The organism is Blastococcus sp. SYSU DS0541, from assembly GCF_054050875.1.
The window spans coordinates 421,510-443,922 of record NZ_JBJHAD010000001.1; the positions used below are offsets into that span (position 1 = coordinate 421,510).

Here is a 22,413-nt window from a genome sequence, read left to right on the forward strand (position 1 = left end):
GCCCGCGAAACGCGGCGCCGACGTCGCCGGAAACACGCGACCGGCACGGTGAACACCGCGTCGCCCCTCCCGCACGGAGGGCCCGAGCCCACCGATACGGCCGCCCGGCCGACGACCCGACACAGGAGGTTGCCGTGGTCAACACCGGCGACACCGCCTGGATCCTCACCAGCGCGGCGCTCGTGCTGCTGATGACGCCAGGCCTCGCGCTCTTCTACGGCGGCATGGTCCGCGCGAAGAGCGTGCTGAACATGATGATGATGAGCTTCGGCGCCCTGGCCCTGGTCAGCGTGCTGTGGGTGCTCTACGGCTACTCGATCGCCTTCGGCGACAGCGTCGGGGGCAGCGGCCTGATCGGCGACCCGGCCGAGTACTTCGGCCTCGCCGGCCTGATGGAGGACACGACCAGCGAGGCCGGTGGCCTGCCCGCCATGGCCTTCGTCGGCTTCCAGGCCGTGTTCGCCATCATCACCGTCGCGCTGATCTCCGGTGCCATCGCCGACCGCGCCAAGTTCGGCGCGTGGATGGTCTTCGTCGGCATCTGGGCCACGATCGTCTACTTCCCTGTCGCGCACTGGGTGTTCGCCTTCGACGTCGATGACGTGATCGGCGGCTGGATCGCCAACGACCTCGCCGCGATCGACTTCGCCGGTGGCACCGCCGTCCACATCAACGCCGGTGCGGCGGGCCTCGCCCTCGCCCTGGTGCTCGGCAAGCGGCGCGGCTTCGGCCGGGATGCGATGCGCCCGCACAACCTGCCGCTGGTGATGATCGGCGCCGGGCTGCTGTGGTTCGGCTGGTTCGGCTTCAACGCCGGCTCCGCCGTCGCCGCGAACAACACCGCCGCGGTCGCCTGGGTGAACACGCTGGTCGCCACCGCGGCGGCGGTGCTGGGCTGGCTGCTCATCGAGAAGATCCGCGACGGCCACGCCACCTCGCTGGGCGCCGCGTCCGGCGTCGTCGCCGGCCTGGTCGCCATCACCCCCGCCTGCTCGGCGGTCTCGCCGGTCGGGGCGATCGTCGTCGGGGCCGTCGCCGGCGTGCTGTGCGCCCTGGCCGTGGGCCTGAAGTACAAGCTGGGCTACGACGACTCGCTCGACGTCGTGGGCGTCCACCTGGTCGGCGGCCTGTGGGGCACGATCGCCATCGGCTTCCTGGCCGACCCCGACGCCCCCGCCGGCGTGGAGAGCCTGCTCTTCGGCGGCAGCGTCGACCAGCTGTGGCGCCAGGTCGTCGGGGCGGTGGCCGTCCTCGTCTTCTCCTTCGTCCTTACGCTGGTCATCGGGTTCGTCATCCAGAAGACGATGGGCTTCCGCATCACCGAGGAGGACGAGGTCACCGGCATCGACAACGTCGCGCACGCCGAGTCGGCCTACGACTTCGCCTCGCTCGGCAGCAGCGGTTCCACCGCACCACTGGCCGGCCAGGCGCGTGCCGAGGCCCGCAACACGGAGAGGACGCTGGCATGAAGCTGGTCACCGCGATCGTCAAGCCGTTCAAGCTGGACGACGTCAAGAACGCGCTCGAGCTGATCGGCATCGCCGGGCTCACCGTCAGCGAGGTCCAGGGCTTCGGCCGCCAGCGGGGGCACACCGAGGTCTACCGCGGGGCGGAGTACCAGGTGGACTTCGTGCCCAAGGTCCGCATCGAGGTCGTCGTCGGCGAGCTCGACGCCGCCCGGGTGGTGGACGCCGTCGTCGAGGCGGCCTCCACCGGCCAGATCGGCGACGGGAAGGTGTGGGTCACCACGATCGACGAGATCGTCCGGGTCCGCACCGGGGAACGCGGGGACGACGCCATCTGAGGGACCCGGCCCCTGCAGGGTCCCGCGGCGAGCGTGCGAGCGCGGGGGCAGGGAGTCCTTCTTCCGTCGGCCGGGGTGGTGGTCTCGTCACCGCCCCGGCCGACGCCTTTCCATCCGGGCCGTACCGAGGGGGAGCCGTGCTGGACACCGAGGGGCTGCCGGGGCTGAGCCGCGCTGGGCGGGTCGAGGCCCTGGACCGGTGGCTCGCCGGGCTGCTGGACGACGCCGTCGGTGGCACGCCGCCGGCCCGGGCTCGGCGGGGCGGGCCGCCGCCCCGCACGGGGACCGACGGCCTGGCCCTGGTCGCCGTCGGCAGTCTCGGCCGCCGGGAGCTCCCCCCGCACGGGGACCTGGACCTGGTCCTCGTGCACGAGGACCGGCCGGAGGTCGCCGCCGTCGCCGACGCGCTGTGGTACCCCGTCTGGGACGCCGGGCTGCGACTGGACCACTCGGTGCGGTCGGTGGCCGAGGCGGTGGGCGTCGCCTCCACCGACGTCAAGGCCGGCCTCGGGCTCCTGGACGCCCGGCTGGTGGCCGGCGACTCCGGGCTGGCCGCCCGGCTGCGCACCGCGACCCTGGCCAGCTGGCGGCAGCACGCCGTCCGGCTGCTGCCGCAGCTGAGGGACCTTCGCCGCGACCGCGCCCGCCGGCTCGGCGAGCTCGCCTTCCTGCTCGAGCCGGACCTCAAAGAGGCCTACGGCGGGCTGCGCGAGGGGCAGGTGCTCCGTGCGGCGGCCGCCGCCCAGCTCGCCGACGAGCCCGCGTCCGAGGTCGAGCAGGCCTACGCCTTCCTCCTGGACGTGCGCGACGAGCTGCGCCGCCGGTCGGGGCGCGCCGCCGACGTCCTGGTCCGCCAGGAGCAGCGGGCGGTCGCCGCCGCGCTCGGCCTGGCCGACGAGGACGTGCTCCTGCGGGAGGTGAGCCTGGCCGGGCGGCGGCTGGCCTTCGTCGCCGACGAGACCTGGCGGCGGGTGGAGGCCGGGCTGGTCCGGCGTCCCCGTGGCCGCTACCGCCGGGTGCGCCGCGAGCCGCTGGCCGAGGGCGTCGTGCGGCAGGGCGACGAGGTGGTGCTCGCCCAGGGCGCGAAGCCCGCCGCCGACCCGGGCCTGCTGCTGCGGGCCGCGGCGGCCGCCGCCCGGGCCGACCTGCTGCTCTCCCCGTACACGCTCAAGGTGCTCGCGGTGCACAGCCCCCCGATGCCCGAGCCGTGGCCGGCCGAGGCGCGCTGGTCCTTCCTGCGGGTCCTGGCCAGCGGCCGGTCGGCGGTGCCGGTGCTGGAGCAGCTGGACCAGGAGGGGCTGCTGGCCCGGCTGCTGCCGGAGTGGGACCGGGTGCGCTCGCTGCCGCAGCGGCACCCGTGGCACCGGTTCACCGTCGACCGGCACCTGATCGAGGCGGCGGCCGCGGCTTCCGAGCTGACGCGCGACGTCGACCGCCCCGACCTCCTGCTGGTCGCCTCGTTGCTGCACGACATCGGCAAGGGCTGGCCGGGGGACCACAGCGTGGTGGGGGAGCGCGTCGCCGCAGCGATCGGTGCCCGCATGGGCTTCGCCGACGCCGACGTCGCCGTCCTGGGCACCCTGGTGCGCCACCACCTCCTCCTCCCGGCGACGGCGACCCGGCGCGACATCGACGACCCCGCGACCATCGAGCGGGTGGCGGCCACCATCGGGCGCGACCCCTCGGTGCTGCAGCTGCTGCACGCGCTGGCGCAGGCCGACGGCGCCGCCACCAGCGCCTCCGCCTGGTCGCCGTGGAAAGCGCACCTGGTGGCGGCCCTCGTCGCGCGGGTGCAGGCCGTCCTCGGTGGCACCCCGCTGGTGGCGCCGGAACCCGTGCTGCACCCGGCCACGCGCGCGCAGGCCACGGTGCAGGTCCCCGGCATCCCCGGCGCGACGCGGGGCGTGACCGTCGCCATCGAGGAGGTGGCCGACGGCCAGCAGGTGACCATCGGGGCCCCCGACCGGCCGGGCCTGCTCAGCACCTGCGCCGGCGTGCTCGCGCTCAACCAGCTCGACGTGCGGGCGGCGAAGATGACCGTGGCCGACGGGTACAGCACCGGCGTCTACTCGGTGCGGCCCCGGTTCGGCCGGGCGCCGGTGCCGGAGATCCTCGCCGACGGCGTCCGGGCCGCCCTCGAGGGCACGCTCCGGCTGCCGGAGCGGCTGCGCCAGCGGGAGGCCGACTACCACCAGGAGGCCCGGACCGCGCCCCCGCGGATCTCGTGGCACAACCACGAGGTCAGCGGGCAGGCGACCGGCATCGTGGAGGTGCGCGCGGGGGACCGGGCGGGGCTGCTCTACCGGCTGACCGCGGCGATCGCGGGGGAGGGGCTCGACGTCACGTCGGCCCGCATCGAGACGCTCGGGGGCGACGCCGTCGACTGCTTCTACGTCGCCAACCCCTCGGGCTCCCCGGTGGACCAGGAACAGCGGCAACGGGTCGACGCGGCCCTGGTCGCCGCCACCCGTGGCCCCGCGGTGGCGGTGGGGCCCGACACGCCGGCCTGAGCTACCGGGTTCTGTCGGTGGTCCGTGCGAGCGTCGAGGCGGAACGGGACGGACCGGTCCCATCTGCCGAGAGGAGCTCGCCCGTGGAGAGCCGCCACTGGCCCTGCCCGTCCTGCGAGGACGACCGGGACTTCGTGCAGCCGCCGTGCGTCGACGGCCACACCGAGGACGGCGGCGAGTGCCCCGAGTGGGCCTGCGTCGACTGCGGCGCGGCCCTGGTCGTCGGGGCCGTGCCGGCCGGTGCCCTCGCGGCGGGGCTTCCCAGCGCGGCCTGACCCCGGTCAGCGGATGGTGAGCGCCACCCGTCCGTGCTCGGCCAGGGCGCCGTCGTCGACGAAGGCGACCCACCCTCCGCGCAGGAGCACCGTCTCGATCAGCTCGTCGACGACGTCGTCCACGACGTCCGGGTGCTCGACGTCGTCGGCGCGGGTGAGGAAGTCGCCGTCCGGGCTGAGCCGGGCGGCGTAGGTGAAGCCCTCCTCGACCGCGAGCATCTCCGGACGCTCCCGCCGGGCGGCGAGCCAGCAGGAGTCGATCCCCTCCACGACCGCGTTCCGCGACCGCCGCCGGTCCAGGTGCTCCAGCGCCTCGTCCTGGCGGGACCGGAGGTAGGCCTGCAGCACCTCCCTGGTCCGCGGCACGAGGGTCGTCACGGGTGAGCGGGTGAGGTTGGCGTCCAGCGTCCCGGCCAGCCGGTGGGTGTTGCGCGACTGCCGGCGGAAGCGCCCGACGACGTGCTCGGCCCCGACCAGGACCAGCGGTGCCGGGTGCAGCTGGAGGTAGGTGCCCAGCGCCTCGTCCACCCGGCGCAGGAAGGCGTCGACCGGCGCCCCGTCCGCCGTGAGGGGGAAGGCGCTGCGCGGCGGTGGCCGCAGGTCGTCGGCCACCCCGACCATCAGCCGGGCCTCGTGCTCTCCGAGCAGCAACGCGACGTGATGGGGCGTCCGGTGCAGCGCCCGCACGAGGTCGCGCGTGGCGAAGGAGGGGTCGACGACCACGCGGTCGGCGACGGGGACGGGCAGTCGCACGACCTCGCGCACGTGGGCGCTGACGTAGAGGCCGATCCCCGACCCGGTCGCCAGCGTGGACGCGCCGGCGACCACCTCGTCGAGCGCGGTCCGGAGCAGGTGGACGTCGGGGTGGTCGCCCTCGGCCAGCCGGGCGGCGGCGTCGTCGGCCAGCCGGCGGAGGCGCCGCACGTCCGTGTCGGTCATGCGCGGCGAGGGGGTGGTCGCGGCGAGGACGCTGATGCACGGGTCCGCCCGGACCGACTGCAGGAGGAGCACCTGGCCGGGGGAGGGCCAGGTCACCCGGGGCCCGGTGGGGGTCACGAGGAGGACCGGTCGGCGGGAACGGGGGCGATCGCTCTCGCGGCTGGCGGGATGGCGGTGCGGCGCGACGTCACAGGGCGTCTCCCAGGGTGCGGCGAGGTCTCCCCCGACCCCTGGTCAGGGCCGGTCGCGCCCGGGCCGGGGGCCGGGACTGGCGGGCAGCGACTGCGCTCGTGTGCATCGGGTACTCCCCTCGCGCGAAGCACGTTACCCGAAATGCATTGCTCTGGACCAGCTGATGGCGTGGGTGGCGGTCGCGTAAGGTGCCCGGCATGATCGCGCCGGGGGCGAGCTGGACCTTCCTGTCCAACCACGGGCATGTCCTGGTCAGCCTCGCTGCCGATCCCGACGCCCGGATGCGCGACATCGCCACACGCGTCGGCATCACCGAGCGGGCCGTCCAGATGATCGTGGGCGACCTCGAGCAGGCCGGGTACGTCATCCGGGAGCGGGTCGGGCGGCGCAACCGCTACACAGTCGTGATGCAGGGGCGGTTCCGGCACGACCTGGAGCGGCACGTCCGGGTCGGGGACTTCCTCGCGCTCGTCCTCGACGGGGCCGGGGGTGGCCTCGCATCCGTGGACGCACCGGCAGCGGGCGCCCGGCAGTCCTGAGCCGGTCCGCGGCGGCTCAGCGACCCGCAGCTGCGAGCCGGCGCTCCTCTCCGCGGGCGGGCGCGGCGGCCGGGGGTCCCGCGGGCGAGGCGTGCCGGAGGCCTCGCGGCGCCCAGCACCGGGTGCGGGGGTGGGCGCGCAGACCGAGCAGGCCGAGTGCCAGGACGAGCGCCGTCAGGTCGAGGACGTCGGACACGAGGAGCACCTCTCCGTCCGGCCGCTCACTGTTGGCCGGGACTGATAGGCGCAACGATACTCACGAAACAGGCTTCGGCCAATGCCTGTTCGTGGTGCGCTCGGCCGTGGAGGGTCGGTGAGCCGGCCCCGGTTCGGGTGGACGCCTCGCCGCCGTCGCTCGTTCGCGGTGCCGCCCGCGTGGGAGCCGGGTGGATACGCTGGGGCCAGGAGGCGCGAGGGTCCGGCACGCCCGGACCCGTCGCCGTGTCGCCGGCCGTCGGGCCGGCGGGCCGCGCCACGAGCTGTGACGAGGACGTGCTGTGTTCGAGACCCTCTCCGACCGCCTCGACAAGGTCTTCACCGGCCTGCGGGGCAAGGGTCGGCTCTCCGACGCCGACATCGACGCGACCGCGCGCGAGATCCGCATCGCGCTGCTGGAGGCCGACGTCGCGCTGCCGGCGGTGCGGGCCTTCATCACCGCCGTCAAGGAGCGGGCCCGGGGCGCGGACGTCTCGCAGGCGCTGAACCCGGCGCAGCAGGTCATCAAGATCGTCAACGAGGAGCTCATCCAGATCCTCGGTGGCGAGACCCGCCGGATCCGGCTGGCCAAGACCTCGCCGACGGTGATCATGCTGGCCGGTCTGCAGGGTGCCGGTAAGACGACCCTGGCCGGCAAGCTCGGCCGCTGGCTGAAGTCCCAGGGCCACACCCCGCTGCTCGTGGCCGCCGACCTCCAGCGCCCCAACGCGGTCAACCAGCTGTCGATCGTCGCCGGGCAGGCGGGCGTCGACGTCTTCGCGCCCGAGCCGGGCAACGGCGTCGGTGACCCGGTGCAGGTGGCCCGCGACTCCATCGACCACGCCCGCCGCACGATGCACGACGTCGTCGTCGTCGACACCGCCGGCCGGCTGGGCATCGACGCCGAGCTGATGCAGCAGGCGGCCGACATCCGCGACGCCGTGCGCCCGGACGAGACGCTGTTCGTCGTCGACGCGATGATCGGTCAGGACGCGGTGACGACGGCGCAGGCGTTCCAGGAGGGCGTCGGGTTCTCCGGCGTCGTCCTCACCAAGCTCGACGGCGACGCCCGCGGTGGTGCGGCCCTCTCGGTGCGGTACGTGACCGGCCAGCCGATCATGTTCGCCTCCACCGGCGAGAAGCTCACCGACTTCGACGTCTTCCACCCCGAGCGGATGGCGTCCCGCATCCTCGGCATGGGTGACGTGCTCACCCTCATCGAGCAGGCCGAGCAGGCCTTCGACGCCGACCAGGCCGAGAAGATGGCCGGCAAGCTCACCTCCCGCGAGGGCTTCACCCTCGAGGACTTCCTCGAGCAGATGGTGGCCATCCGCAAGATGGGGCCGATCGCCAACCTGCTGGGCATGCTCCCCGGCGCGAACCAGATGAAGGAGCAGCTCAAGCAGGTCGACGACCGCGACCTCGACCGCACCGCCGCGATCATCCGCTCGATGACGCCGCAGGAGCGGGTCAACTCGAAGATCATCAACGCGTCGCGCCGGGTGCGCATCGCGAACGGCTCGGGGGTCAGCGTCACCGAGGTCAACCAACTGCTGGAGCGCTTCGCCCAGGCGCAGAAGATGATGGGCCAGATGGCCGGGAGCATGGGCCTGCAGGGCATGGGACCCATGTCGAAGAAGGCCCGCGGCCGGCAGATGCAGGCGCAGTCGAAGAAGGGCAAGGGCAAGAAGGGCAAGGGCAAGGGTGGTCCGGCCCGCCGCCCCGCCGGCGCTCCGGGCCTGCCGCCGGGCGCGGGCCTCCCGGGCGGGGCCAACCCCTTCGGCGGCGCCGGGATGCCGGGCCTCCCGCCCGGTCAGGGCCTGCCCGACCTGACCAAGCTGAACTTCGACCAGTTCAAGGACGGCAACGGGCGGTGACCGCCCCCGCCCTCCACCTCTCCGGTGTGGTGCTGCCCGAGGGGGAGCACCGCGACGTCTGGATCCGCGACGGGCGGTTCACCTTCGACCCGGTGCCGGGCGCCGAGACGGTCAGCCGCGGCGGCTGGCTGCTGCCCGGCCTGGTCGACGCGCACTGCCACGTCGGCATCGCCCGCGGCGGTGGGCACGTCGAGGACCTCGCCCACGCCCGGCAGCAGGCGCTGACCGAGCGGGACGCCGGTGTGCTGGCGCTGCGCGACTGCGGCTCGCCGGTCGACACCCGCGAGCTGGACGGCGACCCCGAGCTGCCGACGATCATCCGCGCCGGGCGGCACATCGCCCGCACCCGCCGGTACATCCCCGGGCTGGGCGTCGAGATCGAGCCGGAGGACCTGGTCGAGCAGACCCGCGTCCAGGCCCGGCGCGGCGACGGCTGGGTGAAGCTCGTCGGCGACTGGATCGACCGCTCGGTCGGCGACCTGGCGCCCGAGTGGCCGGCCGACGTCGTCGCGGCGGCGATCGCCGCCGCGCACGAGGAGGGCGCCCGGGTCACCGCGCACACCTTCGGCACCGACGCGCTGCCCGCGCTGATCGAGGCCGGCATCGACTGCATCGAGCACGGCACGGGGCTCACCGAGGAGCTCATCGGCGAGATGGCCCGCCGGGGGACCGCCGTCGTGCCGACCCTGGTCAACGTGGAGAACTTCCCGGGCTTCGCGGCGGCGGGGGAGAAGAAGTTCCCCACCTACGCCAGCACGATGCGGCGGCTGTACGCGAACTCGGGCGCCGTCGTGCGGGCCGCGTTCGAGGCGGGCGTGCCGGTGTTCGCCGGCACCGACGCCGGTGGCGGGATCGACCACGGGGTGATCGCCGACGAGATCCGGGCGCTCTGCCGGGCCGGCATCCCGGCCGAGGCGGCGCTGGCCGCGGGGTCGTGGAAGGCGCGCGAGTGGCTGGGGCTGCGCGGCATCGAGGAGGGTGCGACGGCGGACGTCGTCGTCTACGAGACCGACCCCCGGGCCGACCTCGACGCGCTGCAGCGACCGCAGCGGACGGTCCTGCGCGGCCGCGTCATCGCCTGAGCCGGCCGGCCCGTCCGTGACCGCGTCAGCCGGGCGCTGGAGTGCAGGCGCTCTCGTTCCTGGCCCTGACGGCGCTGATCTTGGCGCGGCGCGGCGCGGGAGCGTGCTGGCGGCCGGGGCGCTGGTGGCGGTGTGTCCACCGTTCCTCGTCCTGACCCCCGCAGCGGGCCTGCGGTGAAGGCCGCCGGGCGCGGTCAGTTGATGCAGCCGGTGTCGGCGGCGGTGCGGGCGTCCTCGCCCTCGACCGGCGCCGCGGGCGGCTGTGCGTCGGTCGCCTGCCCGACGCCGTTGTAGTCCGAGCCCAGGACGAGCTGCACGGTGCCCGACGTGGCGTCGTCGACGACCCGGGTGACGGCGCCGGGGACGGCGGCGGCGACCGCGGCGGCGAGGGCCTCGTCCCCGGCGGCGTGGCGGATCTCGCTCTGCGCGTAGTCGGAGGAGTCGGCGTTCCCGGTGGAGACCACCGTGAACCCGGCGTCCTCGAGCTCGCCCTGGGCCGTGGCGGCCAGCCCGCTCGTTCCCGAGCCGTTGAAGACGGCCACCGAGACGTCCGCGGGGTCGGCGGCCTCCGGCGGGGCGGCCTCCTCCGGTGCGGGCTCGGGCTCGGCGGAGAGCTGCGAGAAGAACTGGCGGAGGGTGGCCTCGTCCTCGAGGCGGACGATCGACGCGTCGCCCTCCCGGTCGACGCCGAGGTTGGGCACGGTCTGGAACTCGATGCTGCCCGTGGTGACCGACTGCATCTGCTCGGCCAGCTGCAGCAGGTCCAGGTCCTCGTCCACCGTGAGCGACTCCGCGGCGGCCTGCACCAGCTCGCGTTGCTTGCCGAGGTCCAGCAGCACCTCCTCGGAGAGCATCTTGCGCAGCACGCCGGCGATGAAGACCTGCTGGCGGACGATGCGGTCGAAGTCGCCGCGGCCGTCCGGGCCGAAGTTGTGCCGCTGGCGCACGAACTTCAGCGCGTCCGCGCCGCTGATCGTCTGCGGGCCGGCCGGGAAGAAGGCGCCGGACCACTCACGGTCGTCCACGGCGTTGCAGAGGTTGACCTCGACGCCGCCGACGACGCTCGACAGCTCGAAGAAGCCGAGCAGGTCGACCTCGGCGTAGTGGTCGATCTCCAGCCCGGTGAGCCGGCTGATCGTCCGCACCAGCAGCTGCGCGCCGGCCGCCTGGCGGGCTGCCTCGGTCGCGGCGTCGGCGGCGCCGGTGTAGCCGTAGGCGTAGGCGGCGTTCAGCTTGTCCTCGCCGTGGCCGGGGATCTCGACCCACGAGTCGCGCGGGAAGGAGACGAACGAGGCGCGGGACCCGTCGGCGGGCACGTGCACCAGGATGATCGTGTCGGTGTTGATGCCGGAGTCCGTCCCGGCGTTGAGCTCGACCAGCTGCTCCTCGGTCAGGTTGCTGCGGCTGTCGTTGCCGACCAGCAGGAGGTTCATCGCCTCGCCGTCGCCGTCGTTGCCGTCGGCGGGGATGGCGTCGGTGCGGTTCACCGTCGCGTCGGCGACCTGGCCGAGGTACCAGCCCCAGCCGGAGCCCACGAGCAGCAGCACCGAGAGCAGCCCGGCGACCACGCGGCTGCCGACGACGAGGCGACGGTGGCCGTCCCGCTCGCGCAGGCCGGCGGCGCTCGACCCGGTCCGGGCGCGGGCGCGCCCGCCGGCGCGCGGGTCGAGGCGCGGGGGGAGCGGCCGGGCGCCCTGCTGGTCGCGGTCTCGGCCCACTGGTTCCTCGCTCACGCCGGTCGGCCCCGCGGCGGGGGTGTGGATGCGCCTCTGACCGGCCCGATCGTAGCCAGGACGCGTCCGTCGCGGAGCGCTCGCGACATGCCGGTGGGGGGACCGTGCTGGTTGACTCGTCGCATGGTCACGCCGATCCCGGAGCCCGACCGTCCGATCGACCCGAGCGAGCCCGTGCCCGACGATCCGGGCGAGCTCCTGCCGGACACCCCCGACACGCTGCCACCCGCGCCGGTCGAGCCCTCGCCCGACGACCCGGGCGGAGACCCCGGCGGGGTGCCCGAACCCGCCTGATCAGGTCGGCGGGCCCAGTTCGACGGTCACCCGTGTCCCGGCCGACGACGAGGAGAGGTGCAGCCGGCCACGGGAGGCCTCGGCCGTCCGCCGGACGATGTCCAGGCCGAGCCCGGTGGACCCGCCGCCGCTCCGGCCTCGCTCGAGCGCCGTGGCATCGAGGCCAGGTCCACCGTCGGCGACCGTGAGGAGGGCGCCGCCGCCGTCCCGCGGCCGGACGTCCACGGCGACGGGGGTGCCGTCCGGCGTGTGCTGGAAGACGTTGCCGAGCAGTGCGTCGACGGTGGCGGCGAGGTCGTCGGCGGGCACCCGCACCGGGAGCGCGTCGGGACAGGCGGTGAACCGGAGCGCCCGGCCCTCGTCCTCGGCGAGCGCCGACCAGAAGGTGACCCGCCCGGTCACCACCGCGGAGGCGTCGCAGCCGGTTCCGAGCCCCTCGCGCAGCGGGCGGCGGGCCTCGGCGATCACCGCGTCCACCGTGCGGCTCAGCGCGTCGACGTCCTCGCGGATCCGGTCCCGATCGGCCGGGGGGAGCCCCTCGGCGTCCAGGCGCAGGGCCGTCAACGGCGTGCGCAGCCGGTGCGCCAGGTCGGCCGCTGCCTCCCGCTCGGCCTGCAGCAGCTCGCCGATCCGCCCGGCCAGCCGGTTGACCGCCTCCCCGACCTCGCGCACCTCCGGTGGCCCGGCGGGGACGGCGCGCGCGGACAGCTCGCCGCTGCCGAGCCGGTGTGCCGTTGCGGCCAGGTCCATCACCGGGCGGGTGAGCGAGCGTGCCAGCCGATCGGCGACGACGAGGGCCACCAGCAGGAGGACGACGCCCAGCCCGGTGAGCACCGCCCAGGTGCGGGCGACGCCGGCGCGCAGCTGCTCCACCGGCACGAGCACCTCGACGACCGCCGTGCCGCCGGGACGGCCCACCGGCTGGACGAGACGTGTGCCCTCGGCCGACTCCTCGACCACGGGGCTCCCCGGTGCGGTGGTCGTGGTCCCGCGCTCGCCGAGCCACGTCGTCCCGTCGGTCCAGAGCACCCCCGCCCGCGGCCCCCCGGCGAGAGCCGCCAGATCCGCGGCGACCTGGTCCTGGTCCCCGAGGCCGACCGACGGCAGCAGGAACTGCAGCTGTGCCTGGCCCGCATCCAGGGCTCGTGCCTCGGCCACGCGGCTGACCAGCGACGCGGCGGGGAGCAGGAAGGCGAGCAGGACGACCGACGTCGTCGCCGCCACCAGCAGCGTGATGCGGCCTCTCACGGCTCGGGCTCGGTCAGGCGGACGCCGACGCCGCGCACCGTCTGCACCATGCGGGGACCGTCGTCCCCCAGCTTGCGCCGCAGCCAGGACAGGTGGACGTCGACGGTCTTGTCCGAGCCGCCGTACGGGAGCTGCCAGACCTCCGCGAGCAGCTCGCGCTTGGGGACCACCGCGCCGGGCCGCGCGGCCAGGTACGCCAGCAGGTCGAACTCCTTGGGCGCGAGCTCGACCGGCCGGCCGGCGTAGCTCACCCGGCGGCCGCGCGGGTCCACGGTCAGTTCTCCCACGGTGAGTTCGGCCGCGCCGCTGCCCGCGGGGCTGCTCCGGCGCAGCACCGCGCGGATGCGTGCGTCGAGCTGCTCCGCGCTGAACGGCTTGCGCACGTAGTCGTCGGCGCCGGCATCCAGGACCCGCACGATGCTCCCGTCGTCGTCCCGGGCCGTCGCGACGATGACCGGCACCGAGGAGACCGCGCGGAGCATGCGCAGCAGTTCGCCGCCGTCGAGATCGGGGAGCCCGAGGTCGAGCACGACGAGGTCCGGCCGCCCGTCGACGGCCTGTCGCAACCCCTCGAGCGCGGTGCCGGCCGAGCTGACCGCGTGCCCCCGGTCGCGCAGCGCGCGGATGAGCGCGGAGCGGATGCGCTCGTCGTCCTCGACGACCAGGAGCTGGGCCACGCCGCGGACGCTAGCGGGCCCTCGGCCCTGGGGATGGAAACCGGCGCGCTTCCTTGATGTCCTCTTGGGGTGGTCTTAACCCGCTCGGCCGGAGGGTCTGCGCCATGACACGAACCAGCATGAGACGACCGGTCCTCCTCGGAGCCGCCTGGACCGCGTCGGCGGCCGCAGCCGTCGGCCTGGGCTTCCTCGCGGTGTCGTTCGTGGACGCCTCGGCGTCGCCGGGCACGTCGCCGGTGGCGGCCAGCAGCTCCGCGTCGGCACCCCCGGCGCCGACGGCGTCCGTGCCGCACGGGTCGGCCCCCGGCCCGTCGGCGCCCGCCGCGTCGGCAACCGGTGAGTACGCCACCGCCGGCGGCACCGTGTTCGCCGACTGCAGCAGCGGCTCACCCGTCCTGGCCGGGGTCCCCGCGGCCGGCTGGTGGGTCGACCCCTCCGACGACCTCGGCAAGATGGAGTTCGAGAACGACGACGACGACATCGACGTGCACGTCGCGTGCATCGACGGCGCACCGCGGTTCGCCCTGGACGACTCGGCGTTCCGGTCCCCGTCCTCGTCCCCGTCGACGTCCTCGTCCTCGTCCTCGTCCTCGTCCCCGTCGGCGTCCTGGTCGCCGGGCGCGGCGAGCCCCACCTCCGGCCACGACGACTCCGACGGACGGGTCGGCGGCGGCCACGGTCGCGACGACTGATCTCCTCCGCGAGCCCGGCGGGGGAGGTCCCCCGCCGGGCCTGGGAGACTGCTGCCGTGCTGCTGCGGATGTCGACCCTGTTCCTCCGGACCCTTCGGGACGACCCGGCCGACGCCGAGGTCGCCAGCCACCGCCTGCTCGCGCGGGCCGGCTACATCCGGCGCGCGGCCCCCGGCGGGTTCACCTGGCTGCCGCTGGGCTTCCGCGTCTTCCGCAACGTCGAGCGGATCATCCGCGAGGAGATGGACGCGATGGGCGCGCAGGAGGTGCACTTCCCCTCGCTGCTGCCCAAGGAGCCCTACGAGGCCACCGGGCGCTGGACCGAGTACGGCGACAACCTCTTCCGGCTCAAGGACCGTCGCGGCGTCGACCACCTGCTCGGCCCCACGCACGAGGAGATGTTCACGCTCCTGGTGAAGGACCTGTACTCGTCCTACAAGGACCTGCCGCTCTCGCTCTACCAGATCCAGACCAAGTTCCGGGACGAGGCGCGTCCCCGGGCCGGGCTGCTGCGCGGCCGCGAGTTCACCATGAAGGACAGCTACTCCTTCGACGTCGACGACGCCGGGCTGGACACGTCCTACGCCGCGCACCGCGACGCGTACATCAAGATCTTCGACCGGCTCGGCCTGGAGTACGCCATCGTCTCCGCGATGTCGGGCGCCATGGGCGGCTCCAAGAGCGAGGAGTTCCTGCACCCGACCGAGATCGGGGAGGACACCTTCGTCCGCTCGGCCGGTGGCTACGCGGCCAACGTCGAAGCGGTCACCACCGTCGTCCCCGACGAGATCCCGCTCGAGGGCCTGCCCGAGGCGCACGTCGAGGACACCCCCGACACCCCGACCATCGAGACGCTGGTCGCCGTCGCGCGGGACATGTTCCCCGAGGCCGGCTACACCGCGGCCTCGACGCTGAAGAACGTCGTCGTCACCCTCGTGCACCCCGACGGCACCCGCGAGCCGCTGGTCGTCGGCATCCCCGGCGACCGGGACGTCGACGCCAAGCGCCTCGGGGCGCAGGTGGCCCCGGCGGAGGTCGAGCCGTTCACCGAGTTCGACCAGCACCCGGCGCTGGTCAAGGGCTACATCGGGCCGCAGGTGCTCGGCAGTGGGAGCGAGTCGGGCATCCGCTACCTGGTCGACCCGCGGGTGGTTCCCGGCAGCCGCTGGATCACCGGCGCGAACGCACCCGGCAAGCACGTGTTCGACCTGGTCGCCGGCCGGGACTTCACCTGGGACGGCGTCATCGAGGCCGCCGAGGTGCTGGCCGGCGACCCCGCGCCCGACGGCTCCGGTCCGCTGGAGCTCGCTCGCGGCGTCGAGATGGGCCACATCTTCCAGCTCGGCCGCAAGTACGCCGAGGCGCTGGACCTCAAGGTGCTCGACGAGAACGGCAAGCTGGTCACCGTGACGATGGGCTCCTACGGCATCGGCGTCTCCCGTGCCGTCGCCGCGATCGCCGAGTCGACGCACGACGAGCTCGGGCTGGTCTGGCCACGGGAGGTCGCCCCGGCCGACGTGCACGTCGTGGCCACCGGCAAGGACGCCGCCGTCTTCGAGGCCGCCGAGTCGCTGGCGGCCCAGCTCGTCGCCGCCGGCCTCACCGTGCTCTACGACGACCGGCCGAAGGTCTCGCCCGGCGTGAAGTTCAAGGACGCCGAGCTGCTCGGCATGCCGACGATCGTCACCGTCGGCCGCGGCCTGGCCGAGGGCGTCCTGGAGCTGCGGGACCGGGCCACGGGGGAGCGCGAGGAGATCCCCGTCGACGACGCCACCGCCCGCGTGCTGGCCGCCGTCCGCAGCTGACCCCCAGCCACGATCAGGGAACCTGATCATGGCGCGTCCTCCCTCAGGGTGTGCGGTGAGGGAGGACGCGCTGCGGCGAGGGTGGACGGCGTCCGGCGGCCGTGGTCGGTGCGTCCGCGCGGGCCGACCCGGCTGCGTGACCGCCCCGTCCGGGCGTCTGGCATCATGGTCGGTCGAACACGGCGTCGGCGGCCCTCTCACCGGTGACGTGCGTGTCCCTGGCTCCGCCCCGGCGTACCCCCACACGTCGCCCGGCGAGCACCCGAAACGCGTTCGAGGAGAACACCACACACCGTGGCCACCAAGATCAAGCTCATGCGCCTGGGCAAGATGCGCGCGCCGTACTACCGCATCGTCGTCGCCGACGCCCGCACCAAGCGTGACGGCCGCTCGATCGAGACGATCGGCAAGTACCACCCGAAGGAGGACCCCTCCTTCATCGAGGTCGACTCCGAGCGGGCGCAGTACTGGCTGGGCGTCGGCGCGCAGCCGACCGAGGCCGTCGCCGCCATCTTCCGGGTGACCGGTGACTGGCAGAAGTTCAAGGGCGAGCCGGCCCCGGCTCCCATGAAGGTCGCTGCCCCGAAGCCGGACAAGAAGGCCCTGTACGAGGAGGCCGTCCGCGCGGGTATGGAGGAGCCGGCCGCCGGCGCCACCACCCCCAAGAAGAAGGCCGCCCCCAAGGCCGAGGCTCCGAAGGCGGACGCCTCTGCGGCCGACGCCCCCGCAGCCGACGCCGCTCCGGCCGAGACGCCGGCCGAGTAAGACGTGCTCGAAGAAGCGCTCGAGCACCTGGTCAGGGGCATCGTCGACAACCCCGACGACGTCACCGTCGACCTGCTCACCAACCGCCGCGGCAAGACCCTCGAGATCCGCGTCCACCCGGACGACCTCGGCAAGGTCATCGGCCGCGGCGGGCGCACCGCCAAGGCGCTGCGCCAGGTGATGACCGGGGTCGGCGGACGAGGCCTGCGGGTCGACGTCGTCGACACCGACGGGCGCTGAGCACCGGCTCCTTTGAGCACCCAGAACGAACCCACCGACACCGTGGTGGTCGGCCGCATCGGCCGGCCCCACGGTGTCCGTGGTCTGGCCACCGTCGAGGTACGCACCGACGACCCTGAGGGGCGCTTCGCCCCCGGGGCGGTGCTGCTGACCGATCCGGCGGAGCGCGGCCCGCTCACCGTCGTCGACCGGCGGTGGCACAGCGGCACGCTGCTGCTCCAGCTCGCCGCACCCGATGGCGCCGTCTACGACGTCCGCGAGGCCGTCGACGAGCTGCGCAACACCTTGCTGCTGGTCCGGGTCGCCGACCTGCCCGAGCTCGACGACCCCGACTCCTACTACGACCACCAGCTCGTCGGCCTGGCCGCCCGGCTCCCGGACGGCACGGTGATCGGTGAGGTGACCGCGGTCCGCCACGAGGCGCAGGACCTGCTGGTCGTCCGCCGCGTCGAGGGCGGGGACGCGCTGATCCCGTTCGTCACCGCGATCGTGCCGACCGTCGACGTCGCCGGCGGGTTCGTGGTGGTCGACCCGCCCGAGGGGCTGCTCGACCTGTGAGTCACGCCTTCCGGATCGACGTCGTCACGATCTTCCCGGAGTACCTGGCGCCGCTGCGCCAGTCGCTGCTCGGCAAGGCCGTCGAGCGGGGACTGGTCGAGGTCGGCGTGCACGACCTCCGGCAGTGGACCGACGACGTCCACCGCACCGTCGACGACGCCCCGTACGGCGGTGGCCCCGGCATGGTGATGAAGCCCGAGCCGTGGGGCCGCGCCCTGGAGGCCGTCCGCCCGCCCGGCACCCGGCTCGTGGTGCCGACCCCCGCCGGTCGGCCGTTCACCCACGCGATGGCGGTGGAGTGGTCGACCGAGCCCGGGCTGGTCTTCGCCTGCGGGCGCTACGAGGGCATCGACCAGCGGGTCGCCGACTGGGCGGCCGAGGCCGGGCCGGTCTCCGAGGTCTCGATCGGCGACTACGTGCTCGCCGGCGGTGAGGCCGCCGTCCTGGTGATGACCGAGGCGGTCACCCGGCTCATCCCCGGGGTGCTGGGCAACCGCGAGTCCGCGGAGTACGACTCGCACGCCGACGGCCTGCTCGAGGGCCCCTCCTACACCCGGCCGGCGAACTGGCGGGGCCACGAGGTGCCCCCGGTCCTGCTGTCGGGGGACCACGCCGCCATCGACCGCTGGCGGCGCGCCGAGTCCCTGCGCCGCACGGCGGCCCGCCGCCCCGACCTGCTGGCCGCCCTGCCGGACGACGCGCTCACCGACGCCGAGCGGGCGTCGCTGGCCGGTGGCTGACCGGCCGGTCCAGCGGACGACGGCGCGCGTCGTCGTCCTGGACCCGGAGGGGCGGGTGCTGCTGCTCGGCGCCCGGCTGCCCGATCCCTCCGTGCCGCCCGGCGAGGTGCTGTTCTGGTACACGCCCGGCGGGGGAGTGGAGGACGGCGAGACCCTCCGCGCGGCCGCCGTCCGGGAGCTAGCCGAGGAGATCGGGCTGCACGTCGAGACGACCGCGCTCGAGGGGCCGGTGTGGCTGCGGCGGCACGTCGGGCCGTTCGGCGAGCAGGTGTTCGACACCCGCGAGACGTTCTTCGTGCTGCGCGACGTCGTCCACGAGGTCGTCCCCGGTGCGCTCACCGCGCTGGAGCTGCTGGCCGACGAACCGCACCGGTGGTGGACGACCGGCGAGCTGGCGGCGGGGGGAGCCTTCGTCCCGGCCGACCTCGCCGCTCTGGTGGCGGAGCTGCGGGCGGGGCCGTGGACGGGCCCGCCGCGCATCGTCGCGTGACGATGTGGCACAGTAGAGAGTCGCTGCTGACCGACGGCACCGCTGTCGGGAGCTCCGCACCGGAGCCGCAGCCCCCCGGAACGGACAGCCGGGGCGTTCCGCTGTCCGAACCGAGAACGAGCCACCTGAGACTGAGGACTGCCGAGATGAACACCCTGGACGCACTCGACGCCGACTCGCTGCGCGACGACATCCCCTCGTTCCGCCCGGGTGACACCGTCAAGGTGCACGTCCGCGTCATCGAGGGCAACCGCTCGCGGATCCAGGTCTTCCAGGGTGTCGTCATCCGCCGTCAGGGCGGCGGCATCCGCGAGACCTTCACCGTGCGCAAGGTCAGCTTCGGTGTCGGGGTCGAGCGCACCTTCCCGGTGCACACCCCCGTCGTGGAGAAGATCGAGGTGCTGACCCGCGGTGACGTGCGTCGCGCCAAGCTCTACTACCTCCGCGAGCTGCGCGGCAAGGCCGCCAAGATCAAGGAGAAGCGCGAGACCGTCGCGCGCTGACCTCCCCGCGAGGACACGCTGCAGCCGGGCCGACCGGCTGGAACTCGGCGGGTCCCCCGCGCCGTACGCTGGCTCCTGATGAGCAGCGACCGGCCCGGGGGGCCCGCCGACGTCGTCCCGGGCGAACCCGACGAGCCCGACCGGACCCCCGACGCCTCACCCGCCTCCGAGAGGCCCGTGCGCCGGCGCCGGAGGGCGAAGGACCCGAAGAAGGGTTCGCTCCTGCGGGAGCTGCCGGTCCTCCTGCTGATCGCCTTCGTGCTCGCGCTGGTGGTCAAGACCTTCTTCGTGCAGGCCTTCTTCATCCCCTCCGGATCGATGGAGCAGACGCTGCACGGCTGCACCGGCTGCACCGGCGACCGGGTGCTGGTCAACAAGGTGCCGTACTGGTTCGGGGAGCCCGAACCCGGTGACATCGTCGTCTTCCGCGGCCCGGACACCTGGACGCCGGAGATATCGGTCGAGGAGCCCGGCAACTGGTTCACCGGCGCGCTGCTGTGGCTGGGCCGCACGATCGGCGTCGCGCCGCCCAGCGAGGACGACTTCGTCAAGCGCGTCATCGCCACCGAGGGGCAGACCGTCCAGTGCTGCGACGTCGAGGGCCGGGTCACCGTCGACGGCGAACCGCTCGAGGAGCCCTACATCTTCGAGGACATGCCCATCGAGAGCCGGCCGTTCGGCCCGGTGACCGTTCCCGAGGGCCGGCTGTGGGTCATGGGGGACCACCGCTCCGCGTCGGCGGACTCGCGCTCGCACGTGGGTGACGAGTACGCCGGCACCGTCGCTGTCGACGACGTCATCGGCAAGGCCGCGGTCATCGTCTGGCCGCTGGACCGGTTCGGATTGCTCGACTCCCCGGACATCCAGGGCGTCGAGGCGTCGGGAGCCGTGCCCCCGGTCCCCGATGACGGGGTGGGCCCGGTGGGCGCGGTGGCGGTGCTGCCCTACGCCGTCGGGCTGGCCGGTGCCGTGCCCCTCACCGCGTGGCGCCGGCGGGCGCGCGCCGTCCCACCGTCCTCCTGATGGTCGTGGCGTTGCAGGAGTGATTCCGGCGCCTTTCACCATCGCCGCGGGCAATCGCACAAGAATTGCCGGAAAAGCATTCAAGCAACCGTTTTCCCCTTCCGATGGAGTGATTGCACGTTCCCGGAAGTGAAACGGAGTCAGTTGTGTCTGCACCCATGGCGAGCACCGCGCGCGGCATCACCCGCGTGCTCCTCCTCGCCGACGCGCCCGTCCTGCGTCGCGGGCTGGTGAGCATGATCAACGAGACCGCCGGCATGCAGGCCGTCGGCACTCCCGGCGAGCTGCGGCGGGCCCTCACCCTGGTCGAGACCGCCCGCCCCGACGCCGTCGTGGTGGAGCTGGGGTCCGGTCGGGCGGCCACGCTGAACGCCTGCCGTGATCTGCGGCGCCGCTTCCCCCGGGTCGCGATCGTCGCGCTGGCCACCTCCGAGGACCCGGCCGTGGTCAACGAGGCCCTGGCAGCCGGCATCCGCGGCTACCTGATGATCAACACGTCCCCGACGCTGCTCGGCTGGGCGATCCTCGCCGCCCGCGCCGGGCGCACCGTGGTCGATCCGCAGATCCGCCGCGTGGAGCCCTCCGCCGTGCCGACCGCCAAGCCGTTCGCCCCCGAGGTGCCGCTGACCCGCCGCGAGCAGGACGTCCTGGACGAGCTGCTGCAGGGCCAGTCGAACCGGCAGATCGGCCGCAACCTCTTCATCAGCGAGGACACGGTCAAGTCCCACGTCAAGGCCATCCTGCGCAAGCTGGGTGCCCGCGACCGGGCGCACGCCGTCTCGCTGGTCCTCTCCAACCGCGGTCCGGGCTGCGGCTGCGGCGCGCACCCGGCGGCCGCATCCCCCGAGGAGACGGCCGACGTCTGACCGGCTCCTCTCCCGCCCCCGCAGGCCGGCTCCCGTTCCCGGGAGCCGGCCTGCGGCGCGTCCGGGGGGCGGCGGCGGTGTCGGCCCGCCGTCGTAGTGTCGTGCGGCGATGGCCGCACCTCCCACCCACACCCCATCCGCGCCGGCGGTCCGCGTCCGGCGCACCCTCGCCGACGACCGGCCCGACGCGCTCTGGGACATGGAGCGCGCGCTGCGCCGGCGGGGGTTCGAGGCGGTCGCCGGGGCCGACGAGGCCGGGCGGGGTGCCTGCGCCGGCCCGCTGGTCGCCGCGGCCTGCATCCTGCCCGCGGGACGCCGGGGCCGGGTGCCGGGGCTGGCCGACTCCAAGCTGCTCACGGCGGCCGCCCGGGAGCGTGCCTACGACGAGATCCTCGACCGGGCGGTCGCGTGGTCGGTCGTCGTCCTGCCGGTCGCGGACCTCGACGCCCGGGGCATGCACGTGACCAACATCGAGGCGCTGCGCCGCGCGGTGTGCACGCTGGACCCCGGCCCGGACTACGTGCTGACCGACGGCTTCCCCGTGCCGGGCCTCGCCCGCCCGGGGCTGGCCGTCTGGAAGGGCGACCGGGTGGCCGCCTGCGTGGCCGCGGCCTCGGTGCTGGCCAAGGTGACCCGCGACCGGATCATGCTCGAGCTGCACGAGCGCTGGCCGGAGTACGACTTCGCCGGCCACAAGGGCTACATCACCGACGTGCACACCGCCGCGCTGGACCGCCACGGGCCCTGCCCCGAGCACCGGATGCGCTTCGTCAACGTGCGCAGCGCCCGCGACGCGCACGCCGAGCGGACCACCCACCTGACCGGTTCCGGTGCCATGGTCGATGATGGGCCCATGCGCCCTGTGTCCTTAGCCCTGACGAGCACCGAGGACCTTCGAGGGTCGCCGCAGGCGTCCGGTTCCCCTGCCGGCATCAGCCGTAGGCATCCGGTTCCCCTGCGGAGCAGCGATGCGGAGCAGTGTCGATGAGCACCGAAGACCTCGAGAAGTACGAGACCGAGATGGAGCTGCAGCTCTATCGCGAGTACCGGGACATCGTCCGGCAGTTCACGTACGTGGTGGAGACCGAGCGCCGGTTCTACCTGGCCAACTCCGTTGACCTGCAGGTGCGGGAGGCCGCGGGAGAGGTCTACTTCGAGCTGAAGCTCTCCGACGCCTGGGTGTGGGACATGTACCGGCCCGCCCGGTTCGTGCGCAACGTGCGCGTGCTGACGTTCAAGGACGTCAACGTCGAGGAGCTCGACAAGCCCGACCTCGAGCTCCCGGACGGTCCCCGGCTGCCGTAGCCGTCCACACCCGGCGGCCCCGTCCACAGATCGCCCCAGGGGCTCGGCCCGGCGCCCCCGC

Annotated in this window: 24 protein-coding genes; 20 read left to right on the forward strand and 4 right to left on the reverse strand. The window is 74.1% G+C overall.

Annotated elements, in window-relative coordinates; all coding sequences use genetic code 11:
• Positions 1-134 precede the first annotated feature (134 nt).
• From ACI794_RS01970 to ACI794_RS01985, 4 genes are all read left to right on the forward strand, one after another.
• The gene (locus tag ACI794_RS01970; protein WP_456603188.1) at positions 135-1,469 is read left to right on the forward strand and encodes an ammonium transporter; all 1,335 of its coding nucleotides are present in this window, start codon (positions 135-137) and stop codon (positions 1,467-1,469) included.
• A complete protein-coding gene (locus ACI794_RS01975; protein WP_456579059.1) occupies positions 1,466-1,804 on the forward strand; it encodes a P-II family nitrogen regulator in 339 nt (112 codons plus the stop codon). The genes ACI794_RS01970 and ACI794_RS01975 overlap by 4 nt, the downstream gene beginning before the upstream one ends.
• A 137-nt stretch (positions 1,805-1,941) precedes the next feature.
• Positions 1,942-4,314 (forward strand): [protein-PII] uridylyltransferase, encoded by a 2,373-nt coding sequence (locus ACI794_RS01980; RefSeq protein WP_456603189.1) that lies wholly within the window; start codon positions 1,942-1,944, stop codon positions 4,312-4,314.
• Positions 4,315-4,397: 83 nt separating this feature from the next.
• Entirely contained in the window at positions 4,398-4,589 is a 192-nt protein-coding gene (locus tag ACI794_RS01985; protein WP_456603190.1) for a hypothetical protein, read from the forward strand.
• Positions 4,590-4,595: 6 nt separating this feature from the next.
• Here ACI794_RS01985 and ACI794_RS01990 read toward each other — a convergent pair whose 3' ends face one another.
• On the reverse strand, positions 4,596-5,624 hold the full coding sequence (locus ACI794_RS01990) for a baeRF3 domain-containing protein (RefSeq protein WP_456615566.1): 1,029 nt from the start codon (positions 5,622-5,624) through the stop codon (positions 4,596-4,598).
• Positions 5,625-5,917: 293 nt separating this feature from the next.
• Between ACI794_RS01990 and ACI794_RS01995 the strand changes: the two genes are divergently transcribed.
• From ACI794_RS01995 to ACI794_RS02005, 3 genes are all read left to right on the forward strand, one after another.
• A complete protein-coding gene (locus ACI794_RS01995; RefSeq protein ID WP_456603192.1) occupies positions 5,918-6,259 on the forward strand; it encodes a helix-turn-helix transcriptional regulator in 342 nt (113 codons plus the stop codon).
• Between the two features lie 497 nt (positions 6,260-6,756).
• Positions 6,757-8,331, forward strand: a complete 1,575-nt coding sequence (gene ffh / locus ACI794_RS02000; protein WP_456579053.1) for a signal recognition particle protein — start codon at positions 6,757-6,759, stop codon at positions 8,329-8,331.
• Positions 8,328-9,413 carry an amidohydrolase family protein gene (locus ACI794_RS02005; RefSeq protein WP_456615567.1) on the forward strand — a complete coding sequence of 362 codons (1,086 nt, stop codon included), beginning with the start codon at positions 8,328-8,330 and terminating at the stop codon, positions 9,411-9,413. Before ffh ends, ACI794_RS02005 begins: the two co-directional genes overlap by 4 nt.
• A 194-nt stretch (positions 9,414-9,607) precedes the next feature.
• Here ACI794_RS02005 and ACI794_RS02010 read toward each other — a convergent pair whose 3' ends face one another.
• Positions 9,608-11,146, reverse strand: a complete 1,539-nt coding sequence (locus ACI794_RS02010; RefSeq protein ID WP_456603194.1) for an LCP family protein — start codon at positions 11,144-11,146, stop codon at positions 9,608-9,610.
• Between the two features lie 123 nt (positions 11,147-11,269).
• Here ACI794_RS02010 and ACI794_RS02015 point away from each other — a divergent pair, with 123 nt between their 5' ends.
• Positions 11,270-11,440 carry a hypothetical protein gene (locus ACI794_RS02015; RefSeq protein WP_456579049.1) on the forward strand — a complete coding sequence of 57 codons (171 nt, stop codon included), beginning with the start codon at positions 11,270-11,272 and terminating at the stop codon, positions 11,438-11,440.
• Here the strand turns inward: ACI794_RS02015 and ACI794_RS02020 are convergent, their stop codons facing one another.
• Positions 11,441-12,688 (reverse strand): sensor histidine kinase, encoded by a 1,248-nt coding sequence (locus tag ACI794_RS02020; protein ID WP_456603195.1) that lies wholly within the window; start codon positions 12,686-12,688, stop codon positions 11,441-11,443.
• Entirely contained in the window at positions 12,685-13,365 is a 681-nt protein-coding gene (locus ACI794_RS02025) for a response regulator transcription factor (protein ID WP_456603196.1), read from the reverse strand. The genes ACI794_RS02020 and ACI794_RS02025 overlap by 4 nt, the downstream gene beginning before the upstream one ends.
• Positions 13,366-13,484: 119 nt before the next feature.
• Between ACI794_RS02025 and ACI794_RS02030 the strand changes: the two genes are divergently transcribed.
• The 12 genes from ACI794_RS02030 (at position 13,485) to ACI794_RS02085 (ending at position 22,352) form a co-directional block, all read left to right on the forward strand.
• On the forward strand, positions 13,485-14,057 hold the full coding sequence (locus tag ACI794_RS02030; RefSeq protein ID WP_456615568.1) for a hypothetical protein: 573 nt from the start codon (positions 13,485-13,487) through the stop codon (positions 14,055-14,057).
• A 56-nt stretch (positions 14,058-14,113) separates the two neighbouring features.
• Complete coding sequence (locus ACI794_RS02035) at positions 14,114-15,862, forward strand: proline--tRNA ligase (protein WP_456603198.1); 1,749 nt, start codon at positions 14,114-14,116, stop codon at positions 15,860-15,862.
• A 294-nt stretch (positions 15,863-16,156) separates the two neighbouring features.
• Positions 16,157-16,627 carry a 30S ribosomal protein S16 gene (gene rpsP, locus ACI794_RS02040; RefSeq protein WP_456603199.1) on the forward strand — a complete coding sequence of 157 codons (471 nt, stop codon included), beginning with the start codon at positions 16,157-16,159 and terminating at the stop codon, positions 16,625-16,627.
• A 3-nt stretch (positions 16,628-16,630) separates the two neighbouring features.
• Entirely contained in the window at positions 16,631-16,867 is a 237-nt protein-coding gene (locus ACI794_RS02045) for an RNA-binding protein (RefSeq protein WP_104529572.1), read from the forward strand.
• A gap of 12 nt (positions 16,868-16,879) precedes the next feature.
• Positions 16,880-17,425: a ribosome maturation factor RimM gene (gene rimM, locus ACI794_RS02050; protein ID WP_456603200.1), complete on the forward strand. Its 546-nt coding sequence runs from the start codon at positions 16,880-16,882 to the stop codon at positions 17,423-17,425.
• Positions 17,422-18,165, forward strand: a complete 744-nt coding sequence (gene trmD / locus ACI794_RS02055) for a tRNA (guanosine(37)-N1)-methyltransferase TrmD (RefSeq protein WP_456603201.1) — start codon at positions 17,422-17,424, stop codon at positions 18,163-18,165. The genes rimM and trmD overlap by 4 nt, the downstream gene beginning before the upstream one ends.
• A complete protein-coding gene (locus ACI794_RS02060; RefSeq protein WP_456603202.1) occupies positions 18,158-18,655 on the forward strand; it encodes an NUDIX hydrolase in 498 nt (165 codons plus the stop codon). The genes trmD and ACI794_RS02060 overlap by 8 nt, the downstream gene beginning before the upstream one ends.
• 146 nt (positions 18,656-18,801) lie before the next feature.
• Positions 18,802-19,158 (forward strand): 50S ribosomal protein L19, encoded by a 357-nt coding sequence (gene rplS, locus ACI794_RS02065; protein WP_091933693.1) that lies wholly within the window; start codon positions 18,802-18,804, stop codon positions 19,156-19,158.
• Between the two features lie 78 nt (positions 19,159-19,236).
• Positions 19,237-20,181: a signal peptidase I gene (lepB, locus tag ACI794_RS02070; protein ID WP_456603203.1), complete on the forward strand. Its 945-nt coding sequence runs from the start codon at positions 19,237-19,239 to the stop codon at positions 20,179-20,181.
• 158 nt (positions 20,182-20,339) lie between these two features.
• On the forward strand, positions 20,340-21,047 hold the full coding sequence (locus ACI794_RS02075) for a LuxR C-terminal-related transcriptional regulator (RefSeq protein ID WP_456603204.1): 708 nt from the start codon (positions 20,340-20,342) through the stop codon (positions 21,045-21,047).
• A gap of 109 nt (positions 21,048-21,156) precedes the next feature.
• Positions 21,157-22,035: a ribonuclease HII gene (locus ACI794_RS02080; RefSeq protein WP_456603205.1), complete on the forward strand. Its 879-nt coding sequence runs from the start codon at positions 21,157-21,159 to the stop codon at positions 22,033-22,035.
• Positions 22,032-22,352, forward strand: coding sequence for a DUF2469 domain-containing protein (locus tag ACI794_RS02085; RefSeq protein WP_456579037.1), 321 nt, complete (start codon positions 22,032-22,034; stop codon positions 22,350-22,352). The genes ACI794_RS02080 and ACI794_RS02085 overlap by 4 nt, the downstream gene beginning before the upstream one ends.
• Positions 22,353-22,413 lie beyond the last annotated feature (61 nt).

Excerpts from the sequence above, each read along its gene's own strand:
- ACI794_RS01975 (WP_456579059.1), top strand. The coding sequence starts at position 1,466 with ATGAAGCTGGTCACCGCGATCGTCAAGCCGTTCAAGCTGGACGACGTC.
- ACI794_RS01995 (WP_456603192.1), top strand. The coding sequence starts at position 5,918 with ATGATCGCGCCGGGGGCGAGCTGGACCTTCCTGTCCAACCACGGGCAT.
- ACI794_RS02015 (WP_456579049.1), top strand. The coding sequence starts at position 11,270 with ATGGTCACGCCGATCCCGGAGCCCGACCGTCCGATCGACCCGAGCGAG.
- ACI794_RS02030 (WP_456615568.1), top strand. The coding sequence starts at position 13,485 with ATGAGACGACCGGTCCTCCTCGGAGCCGCCTGGACCGCGTCGGCGGCC.
- rplS (WP_091933693.1), top strand. The coding sequence starts at position 18,802 with ATGAACACCCTGGACGCACTCGACGCCGACTCGCTGCGCGACGACATC.
- lepB (WP_456603203.1), top strand. The coding sequence starts at position 19,237 with ATGAGCAGCGACCGGCCCGGGGGGCCCGCCGACGTCGTCCCGGGCGAA.
- ACI794_RS02075 (WP_456603204.1), top strand. The coding sequence starts at position 20,340 with ATGGCGAGCACCGCGCGCGGCATCACCCGCGTGCTCCTCCTCGCCGAC.
- ACI794_RS02080 (WP_456603205.1), top strand. The coding sequence starts at position 21,157 with ATGGCCGCACCTCCCACCCACACCCCATCCGCGCCGGCGGTCCGCGTC.
- ACI794_RS02085 (WP_456579037.1), top strand. The coding sequence starts at position 22,032 with ATGAGCACCGAAGACCTCGAGAAGTACGAGACCGAGATGGAGCTGCAG.